General features: G+C 47.7%; 23 protein-coding genes and 1 riboswitch. Of the genes, 18 read left to right on the top strand and 5 right to left on the bottom strand.

Going from position 1 to position 21,749, the window contains the following annotated elements; genetic code table 11:
- Positions 1-76: 76 nt before the first annotated feature.
- Positions 77-181: riboswitch (SAM riboswitch) on the top strand.
- 69 nt (positions 182-250) lie between these two features.
- Genes ACYRYY_RS09090 through ACYRYY_RS09075 form a run of 4 tightly spaced genes read left to right on the top strand, consistent with a single transcriptional unit; the run spans position 251 to position 5,178 of the window.
- Positions 251-1,537: an O-acetylhomoserine aminocarboxypropyltransferase/cysteine synthase family protein gene (locus ACYRYY_RS09090; protein ID WP_460215286.1), complete on the top strand. Its 1,287-nt coding sequence runs from the start codon at positions 251-253 to the stop codon at positions 1,535-1,537.
- A 5-nt stretch (positions 1,538-1,542) separates the two neighbouring features.
- Positions 1,543-2,658 (top strand): homoserine O-acetyltransferase MetX, encoded by a 1,116-nt coding sequence (gene metX, locus ACYRYY_RS09085; RefSeq protein ID WP_460215285.1) that lies wholly within the window; start codon positions 1,543-1,545, stop codon positions 2,656-2,658.
- Positions 2,659-3,372 (top strand): class I SAM-dependent methyltransferase, encoded by a 714-nt coding sequence (locus ACYRYY_RS09080; RefSeq protein ID WP_460215284.1) that lies wholly within the window; start codon positions 2,659-2,661, stop codon positions 3,370-3,372.
- Positions 3,373-3,384: 12 nt separating this feature from the next.
- The gene (locus ACYRYY_RS09075; protein ID WP_460215283.1) at positions 3,385-5,178 is read left to right on the top strand and encodes a chloride channel protein; all 1,794 of its coding nucleotides are present in this window, start codon (positions 3,385-3,387) and stop codon (positions 5,176-5,178) included.
- Here the strand turns inward: ACYRYY_RS09075 and sugE are convergent.
- The 5 genes from sugE to ACYRYY_RS09050 form a co-directional block, all read right to left on the bottom strand.
- Positions 5,175-5,489 carry a quaternary ammonium compound efflux SMR transporter SugE gene (gene sugE, locus ACYRYY_RS09070; RefSeq protein WP_460215282.1) on the bottom strand — a complete coding sequence of 105 codons (315 nt, stop codon included), beginning with the start codon at positions 5,487-5,489 and terminating at the stop codon, positions 5,175-5,177. The two genes, ACYRYY_RS09075 and sugE, sit on opposite strands and share 4 nt — an antisense overlap.
- Positions 5,490-5,577: 88 nt before the next feature.
- The gene (lpxK, locus tag ACYRYY_RS09065; protein WP_460215281.1) at positions 5,578-6,489 is read right to left on the bottom strand and encodes a tetraacyldisaccharide 4'-kinase; all 912 of its coding nucleotides are present in this window, start codon (positions 6,487-6,489) and stop codon (positions 5,578-5,580) included.
- A complete protein-coding gene (locus tag ACYRYY_RS09060) occupies positions 6,479-7,243 on the bottom strand; it encodes a glycosyltransferase family 2 protein (RefSeq protein WP_460215280.1) in 765 nt (254 codons plus the stop codon). The genes lpxK and ACYRYY_RS09060 overlap by 11 nt, the downstream gene beginning before the upstream one ends.
- Positions 7,236-8,231: a UDP-glucuronic acid decarboxylase family protein gene (locus ACYRYY_RS09055; RefSeq protein WP_460215279.1), complete on the bottom strand. Its 996-nt coding sequence runs from the start codon at positions 8,229-8,231 to the stop codon at positions 7,236-7,238. Before ACYRYY_RS09055 ends, ACYRYY_RS09060 begins: the two co-directional genes overlap by 8 nt.
- Positions 8,206-9,513: a UDP-glucose dehydrogenase family protein gene (locus tag ACYRYY_RS09050; RefSeq protein WP_460215278.1), complete on the bottom strand. Its 1,308-nt coding sequence runs from the start codon at positions 9,511-9,513 to the stop codon at positions 8,206-8,208. Before ACYRYY_RS09050 ends, ACYRYY_RS09055 begins: the two co-directional genes overlap by 26 nt.
- A gap of 170 nt (positions 9,514-9,683) precedes the next feature.
- Here ACYRYY_RS09050 and ACYRYY_RS09045 point away from each other — a divergent pair, with 170 nt between their 5' ends.
- The 14 genes from ACYRYY_RS09045 to ACYRYY_RS08980 all read left to right on the top strand — a co-directional run bounded on the left by ACYRYY_RS09045 (position 9,684) and on the right by ACYRYY_RS08980 (position 21,748).
- Positions 9,684-10,523: a pirin family protein gene (locus ACYRYY_RS09045; protein WP_460215277.1), complete on the top strand. Its 840-nt coding sequence runs from the start codon at positions 9,684-9,686 to the stop codon at positions 10,521-10,523.
- A gap of 325 nt (positions 10,524-10,848) precedes the next feature.
- A complete protein-coding gene (locus tag ACYRYY_RS09040) occupies positions 10,849-11,337 on the top strand; it encodes a YceD family protein (protein WP_460215276.1) in 489 nt (162 codons plus the stop codon).
- Between the two features lie 60 nt (positions 11,338-11,397).
- On the top strand, positions 11,398-11,580 hold the full coding sequence (gene rpmF / locus ACYRYY_RS09035; RefSeq protein WP_460215275.1) for a 50S ribosomal protein L32: 183 nt from the start codon (positions 11,398-11,400) through the stop codon (positions 11,578-11,580).
- Between the two features lies 1 nt (position 11,581).
- On the top strand, positions 11,582-12,664 hold the full coding sequence (plsX, locus tag ACYRYY_RS09030; protein WP_460215274.1) for a phosphate acyltransferase PlsX: 1,083 nt from the start codon (positions 11,582-11,584) through the stop codon (positions 12,662-12,664).
- A 31-nt stretch (positions 12,665-12,695) separates the two neighbouring features.
- Entirely contained in the window at positions 12,696-13,667 is a 972-nt protein-coding gene (locus ACYRYY_RS09025) for a beta-ketoacyl-ACP synthase III (RefSeq protein ID WP_460216480.1), read from the top strand.
- A 24-nt stretch (positions 13,668-13,691) separates the two neighbouring features.
- Positions 13,692-14,609 carry an ACP S-malonyltransferase gene (gene fabD / locus ACYRYY_RS09020; RefSeq protein WP_460215273.1) on the top strand — a complete coding sequence of 306 codons (918 nt, stop codon included), beginning with the start codon at positions 13,692-13,694 and terminating at the stop codon, positions 14,607-14,609.
- A 48-nt stretch (positions 14,610-14,657) separates the two neighbouring features.
- Complete coding sequence (gene fabG / locus ACYRYY_RS09015; protein ID WP_460215272.1) at positions 14,658-15,401, top strand: 3-oxoacyl-[acyl-carrier-protein] reductase; 744 nt, start codon at positions 14,658-14,660, stop codon at positions 15,399-15,401.
- Between the two features lie 40 nt (positions 15,402-15,441).
- On the top strand, positions 15,442-15,672 hold the full coding sequence (locus tag ACYRYY_RS09010) for an acyl carrier protein (RefSeq protein ID WP_460215271.1): 231 nt from the start codon (positions 15,442-15,444) through the stop codon (positions 15,670-15,672).
- Between the two features lie 85 nt (positions 15,673-15,757).
- Positions 15,758-16,996, top strand: a complete 1,239-nt coding sequence (fabF, locus tag ACYRYY_RS09005; protein ID WP_460215270.1) for a beta-ketoacyl-ACP synthase II — start codon at positions 15,758-15,760, stop codon at positions 16,994-16,996.
- Positions 16,989-17,696, top strand: coding sequence for a ribonuclease III (gene rnc / locus ACYRYY_RS09000; RefSeq protein WP_460215269.1), 708 nt, complete (start codon positions 16,989-16,991; stop codon positions 17,694-17,696). Before fabF ends, rnc begins: the two co-directional genes overlap by 8 nt.
- Positions 17,680-18,717: a radical SAM protein gene (locus tag ACYRYY_RS08995; protein WP_460215268.1), complete on the top strand. Its 1,038-nt coding sequence runs from the start codon at positions 17,680-17,682 to the stop codon at positions 18,715-18,717. Before rnc ends, ACYRYY_RS08995 begins: the two co-directional genes overlap by 17 nt.
- Positions 18,638-19,174 carry a 16S rRNA (guanine(966)-N(2))-methyltransferase RsmD gene (rsmD, locus tag ACYRYY_RS08990; protein WP_460215267.1) on the top strand — a complete coding sequence of 179 codons (537 nt, stop codon included), beginning with the start codon at positions 18,638-18,640 and terminating at the stop codon, positions 19,172-19,174. The genes ACYRYY_RS08995 and rsmD overlap by 80 nt, the downstream gene beginning before the upstream one ends.
- The gene (coaD, locus tag ACYRYY_RS08985) at positions 19,171-19,680 is read left to right on the top strand and encodes a pantetheine-phosphate adenylyltransferase (RefSeq protein WP_460215266.1); all 510 of its coding nucleotides are present in this window, start codon (positions 19,171-19,173) and stop codon (positions 19,678-19,680) included. Before rsmD ends, coaD begins: the two co-directional genes overlap by 4 nt.
- Before the next feature lie 142 nt (positions 19,681-19,822).
- Positions 19,823-21,748, top strand: coding sequence for a response regulator (locus ACYRYY_RS08980; protein WP_460215265.1), 1,926 nt, complete (start codon positions 19,823-19,825; stop codon positions 21,746-21,748).
- Position 21,749 lies beyond the last annotated feature (1 nt).

Genomic DNA, 21,749 nt, shown 5'->3' with positions numbered 1-21,749 from the left:
CAGGGAACAGACAGTCAACAGCGCAAAACATTCCATTGACTTAAAGATAAAAACAGATGTAATATTGCAGACTTTATACTTATCAAGAGTGGTGGAGGGACAGGCCCGTTGAAACCACAGCAACCGCCCTTTGAGGAAAGGTGCTAAGTCCTGCCCTATATGACAATGGGGGAGATAAGAACCGCTTAGAAAAGACTCTAAAGCCTCTTTCCCTCTGGAAAAGAGGCTTTTTTTGTATCAGGAGGAAACCATGAACAAGCACCGTTTGGAAACAATAGCAGTACACGGAGGACACACACCTGATCCGGTCACAGGCGCAAGGGCTGTACCAATATACCAGACAACAGCCTACAAGTTCCGTGACGCTGACCACGCCGTTAAGCTCTTCGATCTGGAAGAGGCCGGCTACATCTACACCCGTCTGAACAACCCCACTGTTGAGGTTCTGGAAAACCGCATCGCTATGCTCGAAGGCGGAACAGGAGCAGTGGCAACAGCCTCCGGTCAGTTTGCAGAATTCATGGTTTTCTCCACAATAGCCGAAGCAGGGGATGAAATTATCACCACCAACAGGCTCTACGGCGGAACAAACAACCTGTTTTTTCATACATTTAAAAAGCTTGGCATACTCTTCCGCCCCTTTGACCAGAATAATCCGGAAGAGATTAAGGCACTGATAAATGACAAGACAAAGGCGATCTATCTCGAAACTGTGGCTAATCCCGGAAACGACATCGCCGATTTTGAAAAAATAGCCGAAATAGCCCACGCCAACGGTCTTCCTCTTGTGATAGACAACACTTACCCCACACCTTTTCTCTTTCGTCCGAAGGAATTCGGAGCAGATGTGGTTATACACTCCGTAACTAAGTTTCTGGGAGGACACGGAAACTCAATGGGAGGCATAGCTGTTGACCTCGGCACATTTGACTGGGCAAAGAGCGGACGCTTCCCCTCTTTCACAGAGCCTGATCCCAGCTATCACGGAGTTGTATATGCTGAACGTTTCGGAAACGCCGCCCTCGCTGTTAAAATGCGTGTTCAGACAATGCGTGACATAGGCGGCTGTATGAGCCCCATGAATGCTTTCCTCCTTATTCAGGGGCTGGAGACACTTCATGTACGCATGGAGAGACATGTGGAAAATGCCCGCAAGCTTGCAGCCTATCTCCAGAAGAGTGATATGGTGGACTGGGTGAACTTTCCCGAACTTGAGGGCAACCCCAACTGCGAAAGAGCTAAAAAGTACATGCCTAAAGGAACAGGAGCTATGCTGAGTTTCGGCATTAAAGGCGGGCAGAAAGCGGGCAGAGCCTTCATAGAAGGTGTGGAACTGGCGACTCACCTCACCAACCTCGGTGACACCAGAACACTTGTGACCCACCCTGCAAGCACCACTCACAGACAGCTTAACGCAGAACAGAAGGCTAAAGCAGGCATAACAGACGGGCTCATCCGCCTCTCTGTGGGTATAGAACACATTGATGATATCATAGCCGATATTGAACAGGCGTTTGAGAAGGCTAAAAAGGCATAGAATTTATGGAAAATTCCGCAGGAATCATAAAACCGCAGTATGTCACATTCAGGGATGACTTCTCCTTTGAAAGCGGCAGGGTGATATCATCTGTCACCTGCTGCTACGAGACATACGGAAAACTGAATGAAGATAAGTCCAATGCTGTTCTTGTCTGTCACGCACTGACCGGAAGCGCCCATGCGGCAGGCTTCCACAGAGCGGATGAGCAGAAGCCCGGATGGTGGGACTCCATGATAGGTCCGGGCAAAACCTTTGATACAAATAAATACTTTGTAATATGTTCCAACTTTCTCGGAAGCTGTTTCGGGACAACCGGTCCGTCATCTGTTGACCCTTCCACGGGCAAGAGATACGGCATCCGCTTCCCCGTTGCATCAGTGAAAGACATGGTCAAACTCCAGAAAAGGCTCATTGACCATCTGGGCATAGAAAAGCTCCTTGCAGTAGCAGGTGGTTCTATGGGTGGTATGCAGGTATTGGAATGGGGTGTGACATATCCCGATATGATGAAAACACTTATACCCATTGCCACCACCCACGCCATCACCCCGATGGCAATCGCCTTTAACAGCATTGCCCGCTTCTCCATCACCAAAGACCCCAGATGGAACAAGGGAGACTACTACGAAGGCGAATTCCCCGTGGACGGGCTCGCCATTGCCCGTATGGCGGGGCATATAACATATCTTTCCGATCCTGCGTTCCACGATAAATTCGGGCGCAGATATTCGGCTTTTGAAGGTTTTTACGATTTTAACGGCTTTTTCGAGGTTGAAAATTATCTCCGTTACAACGGATACAAATTTACAGAGGTGTTCGATGCCAACACATACCTTTATGTCTTGAAGGCAATGGATATTTTTGACCTCTCCTATGGGCGTGGCTCACTGGCTGACGCTGTTGAACTTATAAAAGCAGATACGCTTCTCATATCTGTTTCATCAGATTTCCTTTTCCCCTCGTATCTTACAGAGGAAATCTATGATATAATGAAACATCAGGGCAAGAAAGCATTCTGGTACAACATACAATCAAACTACGGACATGACGCCTTCCTACTCGAATTTGAAGAGCTGGACAGGCTGATAAGAGAATTTTTCGCAGACAGAGGACTGTAAATGGGATTCAGCGAAGCGGCTTTCAATTATTACATAAGCTCCGATCATATCAAGGGCGACGACCTTGACCTGATAAGAAAAAACTTCAAGAACAAGGAGTTTGAATGCCTGCTTGATGTGGCAACAGGTGCAGGGCACTGTGCAGCGGCTGTTCCCGCTAAGAGGCGATGCACCCTTGACCCCAGCATACCTATGCTGAAAACCGCAAAAGAAAAATTCACCCTCAATACTCCCGTCTGCGCTGTTGCAGAGGCAATGCCCTTTGCCGACAATACATTTGACATTGTTACATGCCGCATAGCCATGCACCATTTCAAAAGTCCTGATCTTTTTTTCCGTGAAGCAAAAAGGGTTCTCCGCCCCCTCGGGTGGATGATACTCATTGACAACATTGTCGATGTGGAGGATTCTTACCTTAACGTAATCGAATATATCAGAGACAGCACCCATGTGCGGAGCTACAGGCTGGACGAGATACTGAAGTTTGCAGGAAACGATTTCAGGCTGATAGACTATACATGCCTTTTCAAAAAGCATGACTTCCCCGAATGGGCAGGCAGACTCGGCGGAGAGGCAGAGACTCTTGAACGGATAGAAAATGCGTTTAAGGATCTTCCTGACGATATACAGAAAGAGCTTGAGGTTGAAAAAACCTACGGCAGAATTTCAGCATATACGGACAAAAAGGGGTTTTTCGTCTTCCGCTCCGTGTGATAAGGACAGGTAGTGTTTAAATTCAGACTAAAGGAATTTAATCTGCCCGTAATAGGCAGATGGTTCATACTCGGCTCGCTTGTAGGCATAGTTGCAGGCGTCGGCGCTATAATCTTTTTCCTGATGCTTCAGGGCTGTTCATACATCTTCCTTGACTATCTCGGCGGAATGAGGGTTGAGGAAACAGCAGGGGAGCCTGCTTTCTTCGGGCATGCCGCCACTCATTTCAACAGATGGATAGTCCTTTTTCTGCCCGCTCTGGGCGGTCTTATAAGCGGTTTTCTTGTTTACAGGTTCGCCCCCGAAGCAGAAGGGCACGGAACTGACGCCGCCATCAAGGCGATTCACCATAAAAACGGCTACATTAAGTGGAATGTCCCTGTTATCAAGACAATAGCAAGCTCAATCACCATAGGCACAGGCGGCTCCGGCGGGCGTGAAGGTCCCATAGCGCAGATAGGCGCCGGCTTCGGTTCATTTCTGGGACGAATCCTTAACCTTACTGACAGGGAAAAAAGAATTCTCACCGCAGCAGGAATGGGCGCAGGAGTCGGGGCGATATTCCGTTCCCCTCTGGCAGGAGCTATCTTTGCGGCGGAAGTCCTCTACAGCAGTTCGGACATGGAGTTTGAAGTTCTTCTGCCGTCTACAATCACATCGATCATAGCTTATTCAATCTTCTGCTCCTTCTTTGGCTGGGATCCTCTGTTTGCAACGCCTGCGTTCAGGTTTGACAGTCCTGTGGAACTGGCGGGATACACAATCCTCGGCTTTGCCTGCGCTCTCTTCGGCTGGCTTTATGTAAACACATTCTACCGCATAACAGCAGCATTCAAGGCAATGAAGATCTCTCCTTACTTTAAACCTGCCATCGGCGGTATGCTGACAGGTATAATCGGTTTCTGGCTGCCGGAAGCCATAGGCGGCGGGTATGCAAATATAGAGCTTGCCATGAATGTTCACTTAAGCATCCTGCTTCTGTTTATTCTTATATTCGCTAAAATCCTTACCACATCTTTCAGCATAGGAAGCGGCGGAAGTGCAGGGATTTTCGGTCCGTCCATGGTGATAGGTGCATCCGTCGGCGGTTTTATCGGGCTTGCCCTGAACATGCTTCTCCCTTCCATTGCACCCGAACCGGGGGCATATGTGGTAGTCGGTATGGCCGGCTTCTTCGCAGGAATAGCAAGCGCACCCCTCTCCACAATAATCATGGTCAGCGAAATGACAGGAAACTATCACCTGCTTGTGCCTTCAATGTGGGTAAGCACGCTTACGTTTCTCCTGCTCCGCAAAACCACAATGTACCGTAATCAGGTTGAATTCCGCAGTGACTCACCCATCCACAAAGGCGAGTTCTTTCTTCAGGTGCTTCAGGATATACATGTTAAGGACATAATGCGTCCCGACCCCATAGTGATAAGAGAAGACATGAAGTTCAACGACATCGTCCACTTTATAGCAGCCACAAAACACAATAACTTCCCGGTGGTTAAGGAAAACGGCGACCTTGTGGGTATTCTTTTATTCGAGGAAATAAGGGAGTTCGTTTTTGAGGAAGGTCTGGAAAGCATTGTAGTTGCGGAAGAGGTCTGCGAAACAGATATTCCGGTAATCAAACCGGACAACAACCTCGCAGACGCCATTGAGATGATAGGCTTTAAAAATATTGAGCTTCTGCCGGTGGTAGCTGCGGAGAACGAACACCGCCTTGTGGGGATCATCACCCGCAGGGATATTATCTCCACATACAACAAGGTTCTCCGCAAAAGAAAAACAGAAAATGAGCAGGAAACGGACTTCTAGCCCCCTAGTTTCAGTCCGGCTATCCCCGCTGCGATCAACAGCACAGACACTCCTCTGATAAGTGTCAGGGGTTCATGGAAGAAAATCACCCCGCATACGAATATGCCCACGGCTCCTATGCCTGTCCAGACTGCATAGGCTGTTCCGATGGGGAGAGTTTTCATTGAATATGAGAGCAGATAAAAGCTTACGATCATCGCTGCAACAGTGATTACGGAAGGTACAGGCTTTGAGAAACCTTCGCTGTATTTAAGCCCCAGAGCCCAGATTATTTCAAATAAACCAGCAATGATAAGAATGGTCCACGCCATTTTAAACCTCATTTAAAATAAGCGGGGCCGTCCCCTGATGTAACCGAGCGGTGAGGCCGTCCTCACATCGACAAAGACTAAAAATAGATCAGAATAATTTCTTTGTTATTTCCCCGAAAAAACCTTCCTCATCATTGAGAGCAATGTCTATTTCCGCATAGGCATATTTGTGGCGGCGGTCTTCGGATATTTTCACAAAGTCTTTCTGGGTTGTAACTATCATATCAAGCTTATAATGTTCCACTATGTCCTCAAGCCTGTCCAGAGTTTTACAGCAGTAGTGCATGTGATCAGGGAACTGCCTGTTTTTAACCACGTTTATGCCGTTTTCATAGAGAAATGCAAAAAATCTTCCGCCACCTGCTATCCCTGAGAAACCGAGGCACTTTTTCCCCATCATATCTTCCGATGAGAGGAGCTGTCCGTCCGCAGTTCTGATCCCTTTAAACTCTATATTGCTGAAGAATACAGGCTTGTCCTTAACCAGAGGAACAACATTGCTCGGCACTTCGTTATTATCCGCCCTTGTGAAAACAATTATATCCGCCCTGCGTATCCCTTTGGGGAATTCCCTGAGATAACCGAAAGGAAACGGCAGACCGGTTGAGATAGGCTTTCTGTAATCAAGGAGCAGAATGTCCAAGTCCCTGTGCATACGCTTATGCTGAAAGCCGTCATCGAGAATAAACAGATCCGGTTTGAAATGCTCCATGGCATAAGCCGCAGAATCCGCCCTTTCTCTGCCGGTGATAACTATCGCACCCTTGCAGTTTTCCGCTATCATATAGGGCTCGTCAGCCGCAAGAGGGGGCTTTATAAGTATATTTTCACCGTCTGATATAACATTGGTACCAAGACCTATTTTGCCTTTGTAGCCCCTTGAAAGAACACAGACCTTTTTGCTCTGTGCCAGAAAATAGTTTGTCAGCCTGATTGTGAAGGGGGTTTTGCCTGTGCCGCCGAGGGAAATATTGCCGACAGAAATAACTTTAGGAGTCACGGTTTTTCATCTCCAGTTCCCAGAGGAAAACATATTTAAGAAATACATATAAAAAGCTGCTGAAAGCCGCAAGAAAGCCCCTGAAACCGTCCAGAAAACCGAGACGGAGTATAAACTTTTTCAGGAATGCTCCCCACGGGCTGAAAAGAAGCTTGAAGTAGGACATCTTCCGCCCTTTTTTGCGGTAGACGCCTGCGGAAAGCTGCGCATATTTAACGAGCCTGTGCATGTGGTCTGCTATATCTTTATATGAATAGTGCTGCAGTTCGCCCTCAAGCCGTCCGGTTTCTCCATCCACACAGAGATACTCATGTATATCACCGCCCTTCCATTCCGGTTTGGCGGATGATTTCACAAGGCGAAGCTTGCGGTCGGGCTGCCACGAAAAGCGGAGAAACTTTCCCGCATAAAACGTACGCCTGTTCAGGGTATAACCATTGTATGAGCCGCTTAAAACAGCTCCGACTATTGCGTGGCGGAGATTTTCATCCGGAACCTCATCACAGTCTAGGGAGAGTATCCAGGGCTGGGTGCATTTCTCCATTGAGGAGTTTTTCTGCCTTTCAAAGCCTTTCCACTCTTCGCTGTAAACCTTTGCGCCGAGTTTTTCCGCAATTTCCACAGTTTTATCTGTGGAGTATGAATCCACCACTATTATTTCAGAAGCAAGGTCCGAAACACTTTTTATTGTCCGCTCTATATTATCTTCTTCATTAAAAGAAATAAGGCATACAGAAAGAGGAAGTTTAGCCATTCTTCTGTTCCCCTCCGTTAAGATTTATTGTGTGCCTGAAAAACTCTATGGTCTGCCTCAAACCTTCGTATATGCTAACCACAGGACGCCAGCCCAGAGTATTTTCCGCCTTTGTTATATCCGGGCATCTTCTTCTGGGGTCATCCTCCGGCAGAGGTTTAAAAACTATCTCAGATTTTGATCCCAGAAAACCGATTATCAGACGGGCAAAGTCCTCCACAGCGTATTCATCCGTATTGCCGAGATTAAATATCTCGCCGTCCAGCCCGTCCTGCATTGCGGTTCTGTATATCCCCTCCACAAGGTCGGAGATAAAGCAGAAGCTCCTTGTCTGGCTGCCGTCACCATACACAGTAACAGGCTCGCCCTTAAGTGCCTGATAAGCGAAGTTCGGTATGATCCGCCCGTCATTGAGTCTCATTCTGGGACCATATGTGTTGAATATGCGGACAATCCGCACATCCACTCCGTGAGTTCTGTGGTATGCCATTGTCATGGCTTCGGAAAACCTTTTCGCTTCGTCATAAACCGAACGTTTTCCCACGGAATTTACATTTCCCCAGTAGGTTTCAGGCTGGGGATGGATTTCCGGATCGCCGTACACTTCGGATGTGGAGGCGAAAACATAGCGTGCCCCTTTCTCTTTGGCGAGACCGAGGGTGTGCATTGTTCCCACTGAATCAACCTTAAGGGTCTGTATGGGAAAATTGAGATAATCCACAGGGCTTGCGGGACAGGCGAAATGAAGCACCAGATCGACCTTCCCTTCAATGTGTATGTAGTTTGTTACGTTGTATCTTATGAACCTGAAACAGTCATTGCCGAGATGGTGGGCTATATTATTCATGGAGCCTGTAATAAGGTTGTCCATGCCTATAACCTTCCACCCCTCTGCCAAAAAGCGGTCGCAGAGGTGGCTGCCGATAAAGCCCGCCGCCCCTGTTATCAGAACTGTTTTCTGTTTACCTGCCGATGCTGTAATATTCAACTCCGAGTTCTTTCATTTTTTCCGGCTTAAATGCGTTCCTGCCGTCTATAACAAGGGGCAGGGTCATGATGCTCTTAAGCTTTTCTATATCCGCCTCAACAAACTCCTTCCACTCTGTTATGAGCAGAAGAGCGTCAGCTCCTTCGGCGGCTTTGTACATATCATCATAGTATTTTATCTGTCCGTTTTCAGGGAAAAGCCTTCTGAAATTCTCTTCCGCCTTCGGGTCGCACAGGCGCAGTTCTGCCCCCTGCTCCGTCAGTTCACGGACTATATCAATGGCGGGTGCTTCCCTTATATCGTCTGTATTGGGTTTAAAAGCAAGCCCCCATATGCAGATTTTCTTATCTTTTATTATCCAGAGGAGGTCTTCAATTTTGGCAAGATACTTTGTTCTTCTGCCGGCGTTGATATAATCTGCCTCCTGAAGGAGGGAAAAATCCACACCGTTTTCATCCGCCATATTGATAAACGCCTTTATATCCTTGGGAAAACAGCTTCCGCCGTAGCCAAGTCCGGCATTAAGAAAAGCCCGGCCGATTCGTTTGTCATGCCCCATGCCTTCCGCCACAAGTTCTATGTCCGCACCGACCTTTTCACACAAATCGGCTACCATATTAATATATGATATTTTCAGTGCAAGGAACGAGTTAGAGGCATGCTTTATAAGCTCCGCCGCCGCAGGAGTGGTTATGAGCAGGGGAAAACCTTTTTCTGTAAAAGGTTTGTACAGCTCTTCAAAAATTGCCTTTGCCCTTTCGCTCTCAACACCTGCCACTATCCTGTCAGGATTGGTGAAATCGTAAAGAGCCGAACCCTCACGGAGAAATTCGGGGTTTGAAGCCACATCAAAAACCACATTCGGATTAGCGTATCTTTTCAGGGTCATTTTTACCCTTCTGTGGGTATTAACGGGAACGGTGGATTTTTCTATAATAAGTTTATAACCTTCCGCAACTTCGGCAATCTGCCTTGCCGCTTCCTCCACCTGTGAGAGATCCGCCTTTCCGCTGTCACTCTGGGGAGTGCCTACACAAAGAAAAACCGCTTCGGCAAACTTTGCACCGTCTTCTATACTGTCGGTAAAGCGTATATTACCGGATGCGATGTTCTTTTTCAGAACCTCAGTAAGACCCGGCTCATAAATAGGTGATTCGCCTTTCTTAAGAGTTTCAAGTTTTGAGGAAACTTTTTCAACACACATCACTTCATTGCCGGTGTCTGCCAGACAAGCGGCTGTAACCAGACCGACATAGCCTGCGCCGATTACGGTAATCTTCATCTTTTCACCTTTTTTTCAGTCATAATGCGATTTCTGCTTTGAACAAACGGACTTTACCCCTCAGCGGAGTAAGTGTCAATTTATAAAAAAGTCAGAAAAACACTGTATTTGCCCAGCTCCTTGCAATATCTCCATTCTCATTTATATTATAGCTGATAAGGAGGCTGCCCATGAAACTTCGCACAATTAAGGAAACTGTAAAAGGCAGAGCTTCGGTGGACGGAGCCGGAGTACATCTTAACCGTGTATTGAGCAGAAGAAACGCTGAAAAGTTCGATCCTTTTCTGCTTCTGGACGCCTTTGACTCCACAGACCCTGCGGACTATATAAAAGGGTTTCCCATGCACCCCCACAGGGGTATAGAAACAGTCACCTATCTTATTGAAGGTGAGATTGAGCATATGGACAGCCTCGGCAATGAAGGAGTGATAACTTCCGGTGCGTGTCAGTGGATGACAGCAGGAAGCGGCATACTCCATCAGGAAATGCCTCAGCCGTCAGAGCGCATGTTCGGGCTTCAGCTTTGGGTAAACCTCGCCGCTAAAAAGAAAATGACCGAACCCGCATACCGTGACATAACACCCGATCTCGTTACAAAGGTTGATGATGAAGATGCTGCAATAGCCATTGTGGCGGGTGAATACAAAGGACACCGAGGCGGCATGAAGGGCGAGCATCTCCCCGTTACCTTTCTTGATGTCACAGTCAAAGCCGGACACACATGGACACTGGAAACCCCGGAGGACGAAAACCTCTTCGCATTCGTTATGCAGGGAGAGGCTGTTTTCGGCGACTCCGCCAAGGCATCGGGAGAAAAGGAGGCTGTTCTCTTTAACTACGGCGACACATTCAAGGCATACTCAGAAAACGGCGCCAGATTCGTTCTTGTCTCCGGTCAGCCGCTGAACGAGCCGATCGCATGGGGCGGACCCATTGTGATGAATACAAACGAAGAGCTTCAGATTGCATTCGATGAGCTTGACAGAGGAACGTTTATCAAGAATCAGTAATACAATACTATATGCAGAAAAAGGGCAGGACGTACCCTTTTCTGCGATAAAACAGCAAGCAGACTGCAATGTCCCACAGCTCCATGGAAGGAGCTGCGCCGTGCGAAGCGAAGACGAACGAAGTTCGGCGCGAGCGTGTGCAGAAAAGGGGCAGGACGCACCCTTTTCTGCGGAAAGACGGATTGATCTTGACTTTCCATTTTAATCTATATAAGATTTTCCCTCATTTTGACCACTTGAAGTCTGCCCTGTCGGCGGGTGTTTAAAGATGGTCGGAACAAGGGCGCTAAAGCCATTTTACATAAGCCTTTCGGCAGGATGACACTTGAAGATTATACTGGAAGACATTGAAAGCACAGGCGTAGAAATTAACACCGGACGCAGCTTCTCCTTTGAAGGCGGGAAGTTTGAATCGGTCTCCTTCGCCGGACGCATATTCCCCGTGGGGGACGGCAAAAGCGAGTTTTACCTTGACGGCAAAATATCCGCAAAGGCAGTAATGCCCTGCGACAGATGCCTTGAGGAAGTTATCCTTGAACTTGCGGGTGACGTAAGCGTCAGGATACTCAAAGGAGCAGGAACCGATCTCCCTGAAGAGCTGGCGCTTGAAGATGAAGACGCCTCCGCCTACCTCATAGACGGTGATGAACTTGATACGGATGAAATAACAGAGGCCGAAGCACTGCTTCTGCTCCCCATGAAGGTTACATGCTCCAAGCCCTGCGGCAGCGAGCTTATTAAAGACGAAAACGAAGAGATAGTTAAAGAAGGCGATCCCCGCTGGGACGCTCTGAATAAACTTAAAAACAACTGACGCATCCCCGCTCTTTATCTTAAGAGACGGTGACAGCGCAAAATATTAAGGAGTACGGTAATGGGTGTACCGAAGAAAAAGACAACACGTCGCAAAAAAGGTAACAGAAGAAGCCACCACCACGCTACAGCTCAGTCTTTCGGCAAATGCGAAAACTGCGGTGAGCTTAAGCTTCCTCACAGAGTTTGCCCTTCCTGCGGTTACTACAAAAAAGTGCAGGTAATTAAGACGGCTGAAATCTGACATGAGGATTGTGGTTGATGCCATGGGCGGCGACCACGCCCCGGAGGAGATTGTAAAAGGAGCCGTTGCCGCCTGCAACGAATACGGAGCGAATATACTCCTTGTGGGCAGGGAAGAGCTTATTAAAAAAGAGCTTGACTCATGCGGCAGGTTCCCCTCCTCTAAAATTGAAATTGACCATGCGGAAGATGTGGTGACTATGGATGACTCCCCCTCCATGATAGTGAGAGGGAAAAGAAATTCATCCATCCACGCAGGTCTTAAGCATGTTAAAAACGGTGATGCAGACGCATTTTTCAGCGCAGGCAATACAGGTGCGGTCATGGCTGTGGCTATCATGGTTCTCCGCACGCTGAACGGTATAGACAGACCGGCGATCGGCGCTGTCCTCCCCAATATAAAGGGGCATACCGTTATGCTTGATGTCGGCGCTAATGTTGACTGCAAGCCGCTTAACTATCTCCAGTTCGCCATCATGGGCAGTGTCTTTGCCCAGATAGTTCTGGGGCTTTCCAAGCCATCCATCGGGCTTCTCAGTATCGGAGAAGAGGATGTGAAGGGCAATGAAACAACAAAATCGGTTCACACTCTTCTGCGCTCTTTGGGCAGTTCCATCAACTTCTACGGAAATGTGGAAGGCAAGGATCTTTTCAGAGGCACAACGGATGTTGTGGTGTGTGACGGCTTTTCCGGAAATGTTGCTCTCAAAGTAGCGGAATCCGCAGGATGGTACATCTCCAAAATGCTTAAAGAGGAGATTACAAGCTCATTCTGGGCGAAAGCCGGTGCGCTTCTGGCGAGAAAAGCCCTTATGCGTGTTAAAGAAAGAGCCGACTATACCGAATACGGCGGAGCGCCGCTTCTCGGTGTTGAAGGCGTCTGTATTATAGGACACGGAAGCTCCAACGAAAATGCCGTCAAAAACGGCATCAGAGTGGCAAAAGAGCTTGCCGAACACAATCTCAACAAAGTTATTCAGGAAAAACTCGCTGACTCCATCGGGGTTTTAGAAGTTGACAAAGATGTGTCTTTTTTGGATAATATCATCGGTAAATTCAAGAAAAAAAACCCGCAGGCTGAATAAAATCAGCCTGCCTGCGGTGGTATAGATGAATATATATTCAAGATTTCTGGGAACCGGCTCCTGCTTTCCGCCGGATGTAATGACCAACCATGATTTTGAAAAGTTTCTCGAAACTTCTGACGAATGGATAGTTACCAGAACCGGTATCAAAGAACGCAGAATAGCCAAAAACATGACCTGCGGTGAAATGGCATACGGCGCCGCCGTTAATGCCCTTGACATGGCAGGTGTAAAACCGGAGGAGCTGGACGGCATCATAGTCGCATCCCTCACTCCTGATACCACAATGCCCTCAACCGCCTGCAACGTGCAGAGAATGCTTGGAATCAAAGGCTGTTTTGCCTTTGACCTCACGGCAGCATGCTCAGGTTTTATATATGCAGTAAACATTGCCAACGGGCTTATCCGTTCCGGCTCTGCAAAAAAAATCCTCGTGATAGGCGCAGAAAGGCTCACAGCCGGGCTTGACTGGTCAGACAGAAGCACCTGCATTCTCTTCGGTGACGGAGCCGGTGCAGCGGTAATCGGTGCTGACAGCGAACCGGGAATACGCAGTGTTCATGCCTATGCAGACGGAAGCTTCGGCGGGCTACTCACTCTGGAATCTCTCGGTTCAACCTTCCTTGCGGAGAGAAAAGAGCGCAGCATCGAAGACAACCTGCTCCACATGAGCGGAAACGAAATATTCAAAATAGCAGTCAGGGCTATGTCAGACGCAGCCGATGCAGCGGTTCTTTCCAGCGGGCTCACATATGAGGATATAGACTTCCTTATACCCCATCAGGCGAACCTGCGCATCATTGACGCCACAGCAAAAAGGCTTAAACTGCCCCCTGAAAAAGTTGTTATTAATCTTGATAAATACGGCAACACTTCCGCCGCAACCATCCCCACCGCCTTTGACGGAGTAGTGAGAAACGGTACTCTGACAAGAGGCATGAATATCGCCTGCGCCGCTTTTGGCGGGGGTCTCACCTGGGGCAGCATGGTTTTCACATTCTAAAAACGAAATACGGACGGTAACGACATGGCAAAAACCGCAGTGGTTTTCCCCGGTCAGGGCTCGCAGTTTGCCGGAATGGGGAAAGATTTTTACGACAAATACGCAGAAGTTCGCAGAGTTTTTGACAAAGCTGACGAAGTTCTGGGCTACAGCCTTACTTCCATAATGTTCAATGGGCCGGAAGAAGAGCTTAAACTGACATTCAACACCCAGCCCGCCCTGCTCACTATGAGCATCGGCATATGGGAAGCGGTGAAACATAAAATAAATGCGGATTTCTTCGCAGGACATTCCTTAGGTGAATACTCCGCTCTTGTGGCGGCAGGCGGAATAAGCTTTGAAGATGCTGTTCTTGCTGTTCATAACAGAGGTAAATTCATGCAGGAGGCTGTTCCGGTGGGAACAGGGGCTATGGCTGCCGTTATGGGCGCAGATGACTCCGTAATAGCCGATGTGTGCAAGGCATGCAGCAGCTCAGGTTCAGTGGTTGAACCGGCTAACTTCAATTGCCCGGGGCAGACTGTGGTCGCAGGCAATGTTGATGCGGTTAACCTTTTCTGTGAAAAAATCAAGGAAGCCGGAGCAAAAAGGGCGATCCTGCTTCCGGTGAGCGCCCCTTTCCATTGCAGCCTTATGAAGCCTGCTGCGGATAAGATGGCTGCTTACCTTAAAAATATTACAATAAACAGCCTGCACACTCCTGTTTTCAATAACGTAAAAGCTGAGATTGAAACAGATGCCGAAACGGTGTACAACTCACTTGTTCAGCAGGTTTCAAGCCCTGTTCTCTGGACAAAGTCCGTTGAAAACATGGCATCATCAGGTGTAAGTGCTATAATAGAAGTCGGTGCGGGCAAAGTTCTCACCGGGCTTGTAAAGAAGATCAATAAAGAGATTGAACTCAAAAACATCGGCGTTCTCGGTGACGAGGACGGGTTATAGAAACCACACAGCCCTATGAAAAGGCCGTGTGCTGAAGGAGTAAACAACATGCTTAAAGATAAAATTGCCCTTATAACCGGAGCCTCCAGAGGAATAGGAAAAGATATGGCGCTGGCATTTGCCGCTCAGGGCGCTTATGTTGCTGTTAACTACTCCTCAAGCCCCGCAAAAGCAGACGAAGTGGTAAAAGCCATAACAGATGCAGGGGGCAAAGCATTTGCCGTTAAGGCGAATGTTGCAGATGAAGAAGAAGTTAAAGCTATGTTTGACAAAGTGGAAGAAGTGACAGGCTCCACAGTTGACATACTTGTAAATAATGCGGGCATAACCAAAGACGGTCTTCTCATGAGAATGAAAACCGAAGACTGGCAGACAGTTATGGACGTAAACCTTAAAAGTGCTTTTCTCTGCACCCGTTTTGCAGTAAAAGGCATGATGAAAAAACGCTACGGCAAGATAATAAATGTATCTAGCATCGTAGGGTTCATGGGCAACGCAGGGCAGGCAAATTATGTTGCCAGCAAGGCGGGGCTTATCGGGCTTACCAAAACAGCGGCTCTGGAATTTGCCTCAAGGGGCATCAGAGTAAACGCAATTGCGCCCGGATTTATAACAACTGATATGACGGACGGACTCAGCGAGGAGATTCAGCAGAAAATGATCTCCATGATCCCCCTCGCCGTTTTCGGCACAGGGAAGGACGTGGCAGATACGGCATTATTCCTTGCGGGCTCCGGATCGGATTACATAACAGGACAGACCATTCATGTTAACGGCGGAATGTACGTATAAGCACCGCTGAAAAAATGAAAGAAACTCCAGGAGGATTTGAATGGATATCGCAGGAAAAGTAAAAGAAATTATAGTTAAACAGCTTAACGTTGACGAAGCAGATGTTAAACCCGAAGCTTCTTTCATCGATGACCTTGATGCTGACTCTCTTGACACAGTAGAGCTTATCATGGCTTTTGAAGAAGAGTTCGATCTTGAAATTCCCGATGAGGAAGCAGAAAAGATCAAAACTGTCGGCGACGCTATCAGCTACATCGAATCAGCGAAGTAATTTTAAGCAGAAACACGCACTTCCCGCAGAGTATAAAACTGCGGGCAGTGTCTTATCAGAAGATCAAAACAAACAGGAGGAACCTGTGAGTAGAAGGGTTGTTATCACCGGAATCGGTCTTGTGACACCGGTCGGAGTCGGAAACGATGAAAACTGGACAAACCTCATAGCCGGTAAAAGCGGTATCGGACAGATTACCAAATTTGACACATCCGAATTTCCCGTAAAAATTGCCGGTGAAGTTAAAAACTTCAATCCCGAAGAACTTGTCGATAAAAAAGATATCAAAAGATTTGACGAGTTCATTGTTTTCGCACTTGCTGCGGCGGAAATAGCGTTCAGAGATGCAGACATGAACCTTGACGCTGTGGATAAAGAGCGTTTCGGCGTTATCATAGGTTCAGGAATAGGCGGTTTCAAATCCACCGAAGACACTAAAGCGGCATACATTGCAGGCGGAATCAAAAAGATCTCCCCTTTCTTCATCCCTGCATCCATCATCAACATGGGCAGCGGAGCCGTTTCCATACGCTACGGACTTAAAGGACCCAACCTCAGCATCGTAACTGCATGCGCCACAGGCACACACGCCATAGGCGATGCCTTCAAAATCATTGCACGAGGCGATGCGGACTGCATGGTTGCGGGCGGAGCGGAAGCTTCCATCACTGAGCTTGCAGTGGGCGGCTTCTCCAACATGAAAGCACTGGCAAAAAGGAACGAAGAACCTGAAAAAGCCAGCAGACCCTTCGACAAAGACAGAAACGGATTTGTTATGGGAGAAGGCTCAGGTATTCTGATCCTTGAAGAGCTTGAACACGCAAAAGCGCGCGGCGCAAAAATCTACGCCGAAGTCGCAGGCTACGGTCTCACAGGTGATGCATACCACATGACAGCACCTGACGAATCCGGTGACGGCGCTATGAGAACAATGAGAATGGCTATTAAGGATGCCGGAATAAACGCTGATGAAATCAACTACATCAACGCCCACGGTACATCCACTCCATATAATGACGCCATCGAAACAAGAGCTATTAAAGGCGTTTTTGGCGACCACGCAGGAAAGCTTAAAATCAGCTCCACAAAATCGATGACTGGTCACCTGCTCGGCGCTGCGGGCAGTGTTGAGGCGGCTTATCTTGCCATGTCTATAAAAACAGGCATCATACCCCCCACAATCAACCTTGAAACGCCGGATCCTGACTGCGATCTTGACTATGTGCCAAATAAAGCTGAAAAGCTTGATATCCGCTACGGATTAAGCAACTCTTTCGGCTTCGGAGGAACAAACGCAACTATCTTGCTGAAAAAGTATGAGTAGTCACGGCGAACCGGTTAAATACGAAAATCTTGAGAGACTCCTGTCGTATCAATTTACGAACAGGAGTCTCCTTCTTGAAGCTCTCACCCACAGATCTTATTCCCACGAGAAGAGAACTAAAACAAACTATGAACGTCTGGAATTCCTCGGTGATGCGGTTTTACAGCTTGTTATCACAGAATATCTCCTTGAAAAATACAGAGATTATGATGAAGGAACTCTCTCAAAGCTAAGAGGGTACTTTGTCAGCGAAGGCTTTTTAAGCATCATAGCCCACGAGATAGGTCTTGGACGTTTCGTTCTCCTCGGCAAAGGGGAAAAGGCAAGCGGGGGAATGTTTAAGGACTCTCTTCTATGTGATATATTCGAGTCGCTTGTTGCAGCAATATACCGTGACGGCGGATATGACACTGCGAGAGAAACCATAATCCATCTCTTCGGCAAACGCATAGACGAAGACATTTCCACCAACAGTTTCATAGACTCAAAAAGCGAACTCCAGAAACTCACCCAGAAAATCTACGGCGTACTGCCCGAATACACCGTGCTTAAAGAGGTGGGACCGGAGCATAATAAAACCTTTGTTGTCGAGCTTACCATTGAAGGAATTCTCCATGAGACAGGCGAAGGCAAAAGCAAAAAAAGTGCGGAAAAAGTCGCCGCCACCAAGGCCCTGAACCGCCTTGCACACGTTTCCTAGAAGAATCCTCCCTGTTTTCATCCCTTTTGCGGGGTGCAGAAACAGGTGTGTCTACTGCAATCAGAACAGAATTACCGGAACGGGCGGCGGAAGTCTTCTGGAAAATGCCTCACGGCAAATCTCTGATTATCTTTCTTATTCAGACAAATGGGACGAACTGGCATTTTACGGAGGCAGCTTTACCTGCATCCCCCAAAAGGACAGACTGGCACTGTATGAACTCGCCCGTGAAAAAGGTTTTGACAGACTCCGCTTTTCCACAAGCCCCGACTGCGTTGAGGATGATGTGCTGGACGAAGCTGAAGCCTTCGGAGTGCGCACTGTTGAACTCGGCGTGCAGTCTCTCTCTGACGGAGTGCTGAGTCTTAATAAGCGCCCATATGATGCAGAAACCTGCCTCAAGGCAATCAAGTCAGTGAGCAGAAGATTCATCACCGGAGTTCAGATGATGACCGGAATGTACGGCGAAACAGCCGCAGATGTTGCCAATACTGCCGATTCGCTGGCTGAACTTAAACCTGCTTACGCCCGAATCTACCCCACTGTTGTTCTTGCAGATACAGAGCTTGCGGAATTATACAAAGCAGACTGTTATACCCCCCCCTCTCCTGCGGAGATGCTTCTCCGCACCGCATACGCATATGCCGCACTCACATCAGCGGGTACAAATGTAATCCGCACCGGGCTTCAATCAACAGACAGCCTTGAAGATTCCATAAAAGGCGGATTTTACCACCCTGCGTTCGGCGATATGGTAAAAACACTTATTATACTGATATTTCTGCATAATTATGGGGAGATCTACGCCTCGCAGGCAGATATTCACAAATTCTTCGGTTATAAGTCCCTTGCAAGAAAACATTTCCCTGATAAAATCATCATCGGTGAAGATTTTCAGACATCCTTGCCTGAAATCTGCCTGAAAGCAAAGGAGCATATTTTTGAGAATAACGGCAGGAACCCTGAAAGGAATTCAGCTTCATACGCCGAAGAACTCATCCGTCAGACCCACAACAGATAAGGTCAGACAGGCTGTTTTTTCGTCCCTTTTTGATGAAACAGAAAATGCCGCAGTGCTTGATCTCTGTGCCGGGACAGGAGCATTCGGAATAGAAGCCTTAAGCAGAGGAGCGGCTTCCGCCGTTTTCATTGACCTCTCCACTGATATAATCAAAAAAAATATCCTCACCGCAAAGCTCGCAAATACACGGATAATAAAGGGGGACGTGAAAAAAGAGATCCCCCGTCTCAATACATCCTTTGATATAATTTTCATTGACCCGCCCTACGGACTGTTTGACCCACAGGAAATAATGAACCTGATATACGAAAACGGGATCTTACAGCCTGACGGCGTTCTTATCTATGAGGAAAGCACCCGCACTTTTTTCCCTGCGGAGCCTGAGAATTTTGAGATTCTGAAGGAAAAGAAGTACGGTGAAACAGCAATATATTACTTAAAACGGATGCAGATATGAAAAGAGCAGTTTATCCCGGAACCTTTGACCCCATGACAATGGGGCACCTCGACATCCTCAAAAGAAGCTCAATGCTTTTTGACGAAGTAATACTGGCAGTTGCAAAAAGCGAAAAGAAAAGCACCCTCTTCTCCATTGAAGAAAGAACCGACATGGCAAAAATCGCCACACAGGAGATAAAAAACATACGTGTTGTCCCTTTCTCCTGCCTTCTGGTAAACTTTATGCAGAGGATGGACAGTCAGATAGTTATAAGAGGTCTGCGTGCGGTGTCTGATTATGAGTATGAGCTTCAGCTAGCACTTATGAACCGCAAGCTCGACCCGAAGCTGGACACCGTATTTCTCATGCCTTCACAGCAGTATATCTTCCTAAGCTCCAGCATGGTGCGTGAGATAGCAAGCCTCGGCGGCGATGTTTCCAAGTTTGTTCCGCCTGTTGTTTATGAAAGAATGGTAAAAAAACTCGGTTTCCCTCCGGAAAACCCATGCGGCGGACAAAACTAAGGTTTTTTATCCTCTGTACGATTCTTAAACAGTGCATAAGGTCCCATAAGGGACTAATTATTTGATTTTGCCGTTATTTGGTGCTAGTTTAGCTTAATAGGGCAAAATTGACCGCAGTACAGCAGGCTCGGTGAGGGGTTCCATGAAAAAGATCTTACTGATTGACGACAGCGTTACCATTCACAGGGTAATAGACATCTGCATCGATAAAGATAAATTCATCACGGAGAAAACCTTTTCCGCTGACGATGCCGTGATGAAGCTGAAAAACTCCCCCGCTGACATTGTTCTGCTGGATAACAAGCTTGAGGGGATAACCCTTCTTGACTTCATAGGGAAGATACGCTCCCTTGCCCAGGATGCCTGGATCATCCTTCTTACCGGTGCATTTGACCAGTTTGATGATAACGACCTCATTAAATCAGGTGCAGATGATTACCTTTTCAAACCATTTGACTCACAGGCGATAGAAGCAAAAATTAATTACGGACTCAACTCTGTACGTGAGGTTCCTGCCTCTGCTCCGGCGCCTGCTATGCCCGAACAGGTAATAGCGGAGGAAGAGACGGAAATCCTTGAGCCGGAAGAAACACAGGCTGAAGAGGAAGCACAATTCATTGATCTTCAGGGAATCCCCTCTGAAACGGACGTTAAGGATGAAGAGCCGGAATCAGAGGACGAAGCCGAGATTGAGGCATCTCCGGAAGAAGATGCGCTTTCTGCGGCGGAATTTGCAGATGCTGATATAACTGCCGAAGAAGTGGTAACTGACGAACCTGCGGAGGAAATACCATCAGCAGATGATATCTTCTCAGCGGATGAACCGGAAGAAGTTCAGGAACCACTTGATCTGTATGGTGAAAACGAAGAGGAATTCCCGTTTGATGACGATGCAGAACCCTCTATAGCAGTATCAGAAGAGGAAAAAGCGGAGCTTGGAAACCTTTTCGCTGAAACTGACGAACCCGAACCCGAAATAGTAATCGAAGACACTGACGAACAGCCGGATGAAGATCTCGACTCTTTCCTTAAAGGGCTTGAGGAAACTGATGTTCCGGAAGCAGAAGTTATAGAAGAGGAACAGGAAATACCCGAAACTGCACCGGAGGATTTTACGGATCTTCTGGACGAACTCGTAGAAAAGGAAGAACCTGCTCCTGAATATATCATTGAAGAAGAACCGGAAGAGACCGACCCCTTTGCCGGATTCATGACAGTGGATGAAGAAAGCGCTCTCAGTGAGCCTAAAGCAGCAGAAGAGCAGAAACAGGAAACAGACGAAAATGATATCTTTGCCGGGTTAACACAGATAAGCGTGGAAGAGGTTGCCGACGGCAAACCGAAAGAGCCGGAGGAAGAAATTCAGCCGGAAGAGCCCGCAGCGGAAGAGATTACCGAAATAGAAGAAACAGCGCTGGATTTGATCCCCGAAGGATTTCTGCAGACAGACGCACCGGTGGACGGTGAGATTGTTGAAGAGGCGCAGGAACCAGACCTCACAGCAGAAGCGCTTGAGAGCATGCCCATCGACACAGACTTTGCTGACCTCACTCCGGCTGATGATGCAGGGGCGGAGATTCCCCAACTCACAGATGAAGATCTTTCCGAACCTGCAATCATACGGGAAGAAGAACCGGAGGAAGCATTAACAGAAATGCCCGAACCGGAAACAGAACCTGAAGCTGAAGAAATTCTCCCTGAACATCTCTTTGAAGCGGCTGAAGAAGAGATAGCAGAAACTCCTGCACCGGAAGAAGAGCCCGAAGCAGCTATTATGCCGGATGATGAAGCAGAGCTTACAGCCTTTGAGGAATTTCCCGAAGAACAGTTTGCCCCGCTGAAGGACATTGAAGAGGAAGCACCGCAGCCCGCAGCAGTACAGTCTCAAGGTCTGGCGCAGGAAGAGATAAAAGAGATAGTTTACCGTTCACTGGACAGCGGGATGCTGAAAAGTGCAATACAGGAAGTTCTTTCCGAAAAAATGGAGGAAGTGCTGAGAGAAGTGCTTCCGGAAATAGCAGAAATGGTTATAAGAGAAGAAATAGAGCGCCTTAAGAGAGGAGAATAAG

Source organism: Geovibrio sp. ADMFC3 (assembly GCF_054687035.1).
The sequence above is the reverse complement of the archived record's forward strand: the minus strand, read 5'-3'. Positions and strand labels throughout refer to the sequence as shown.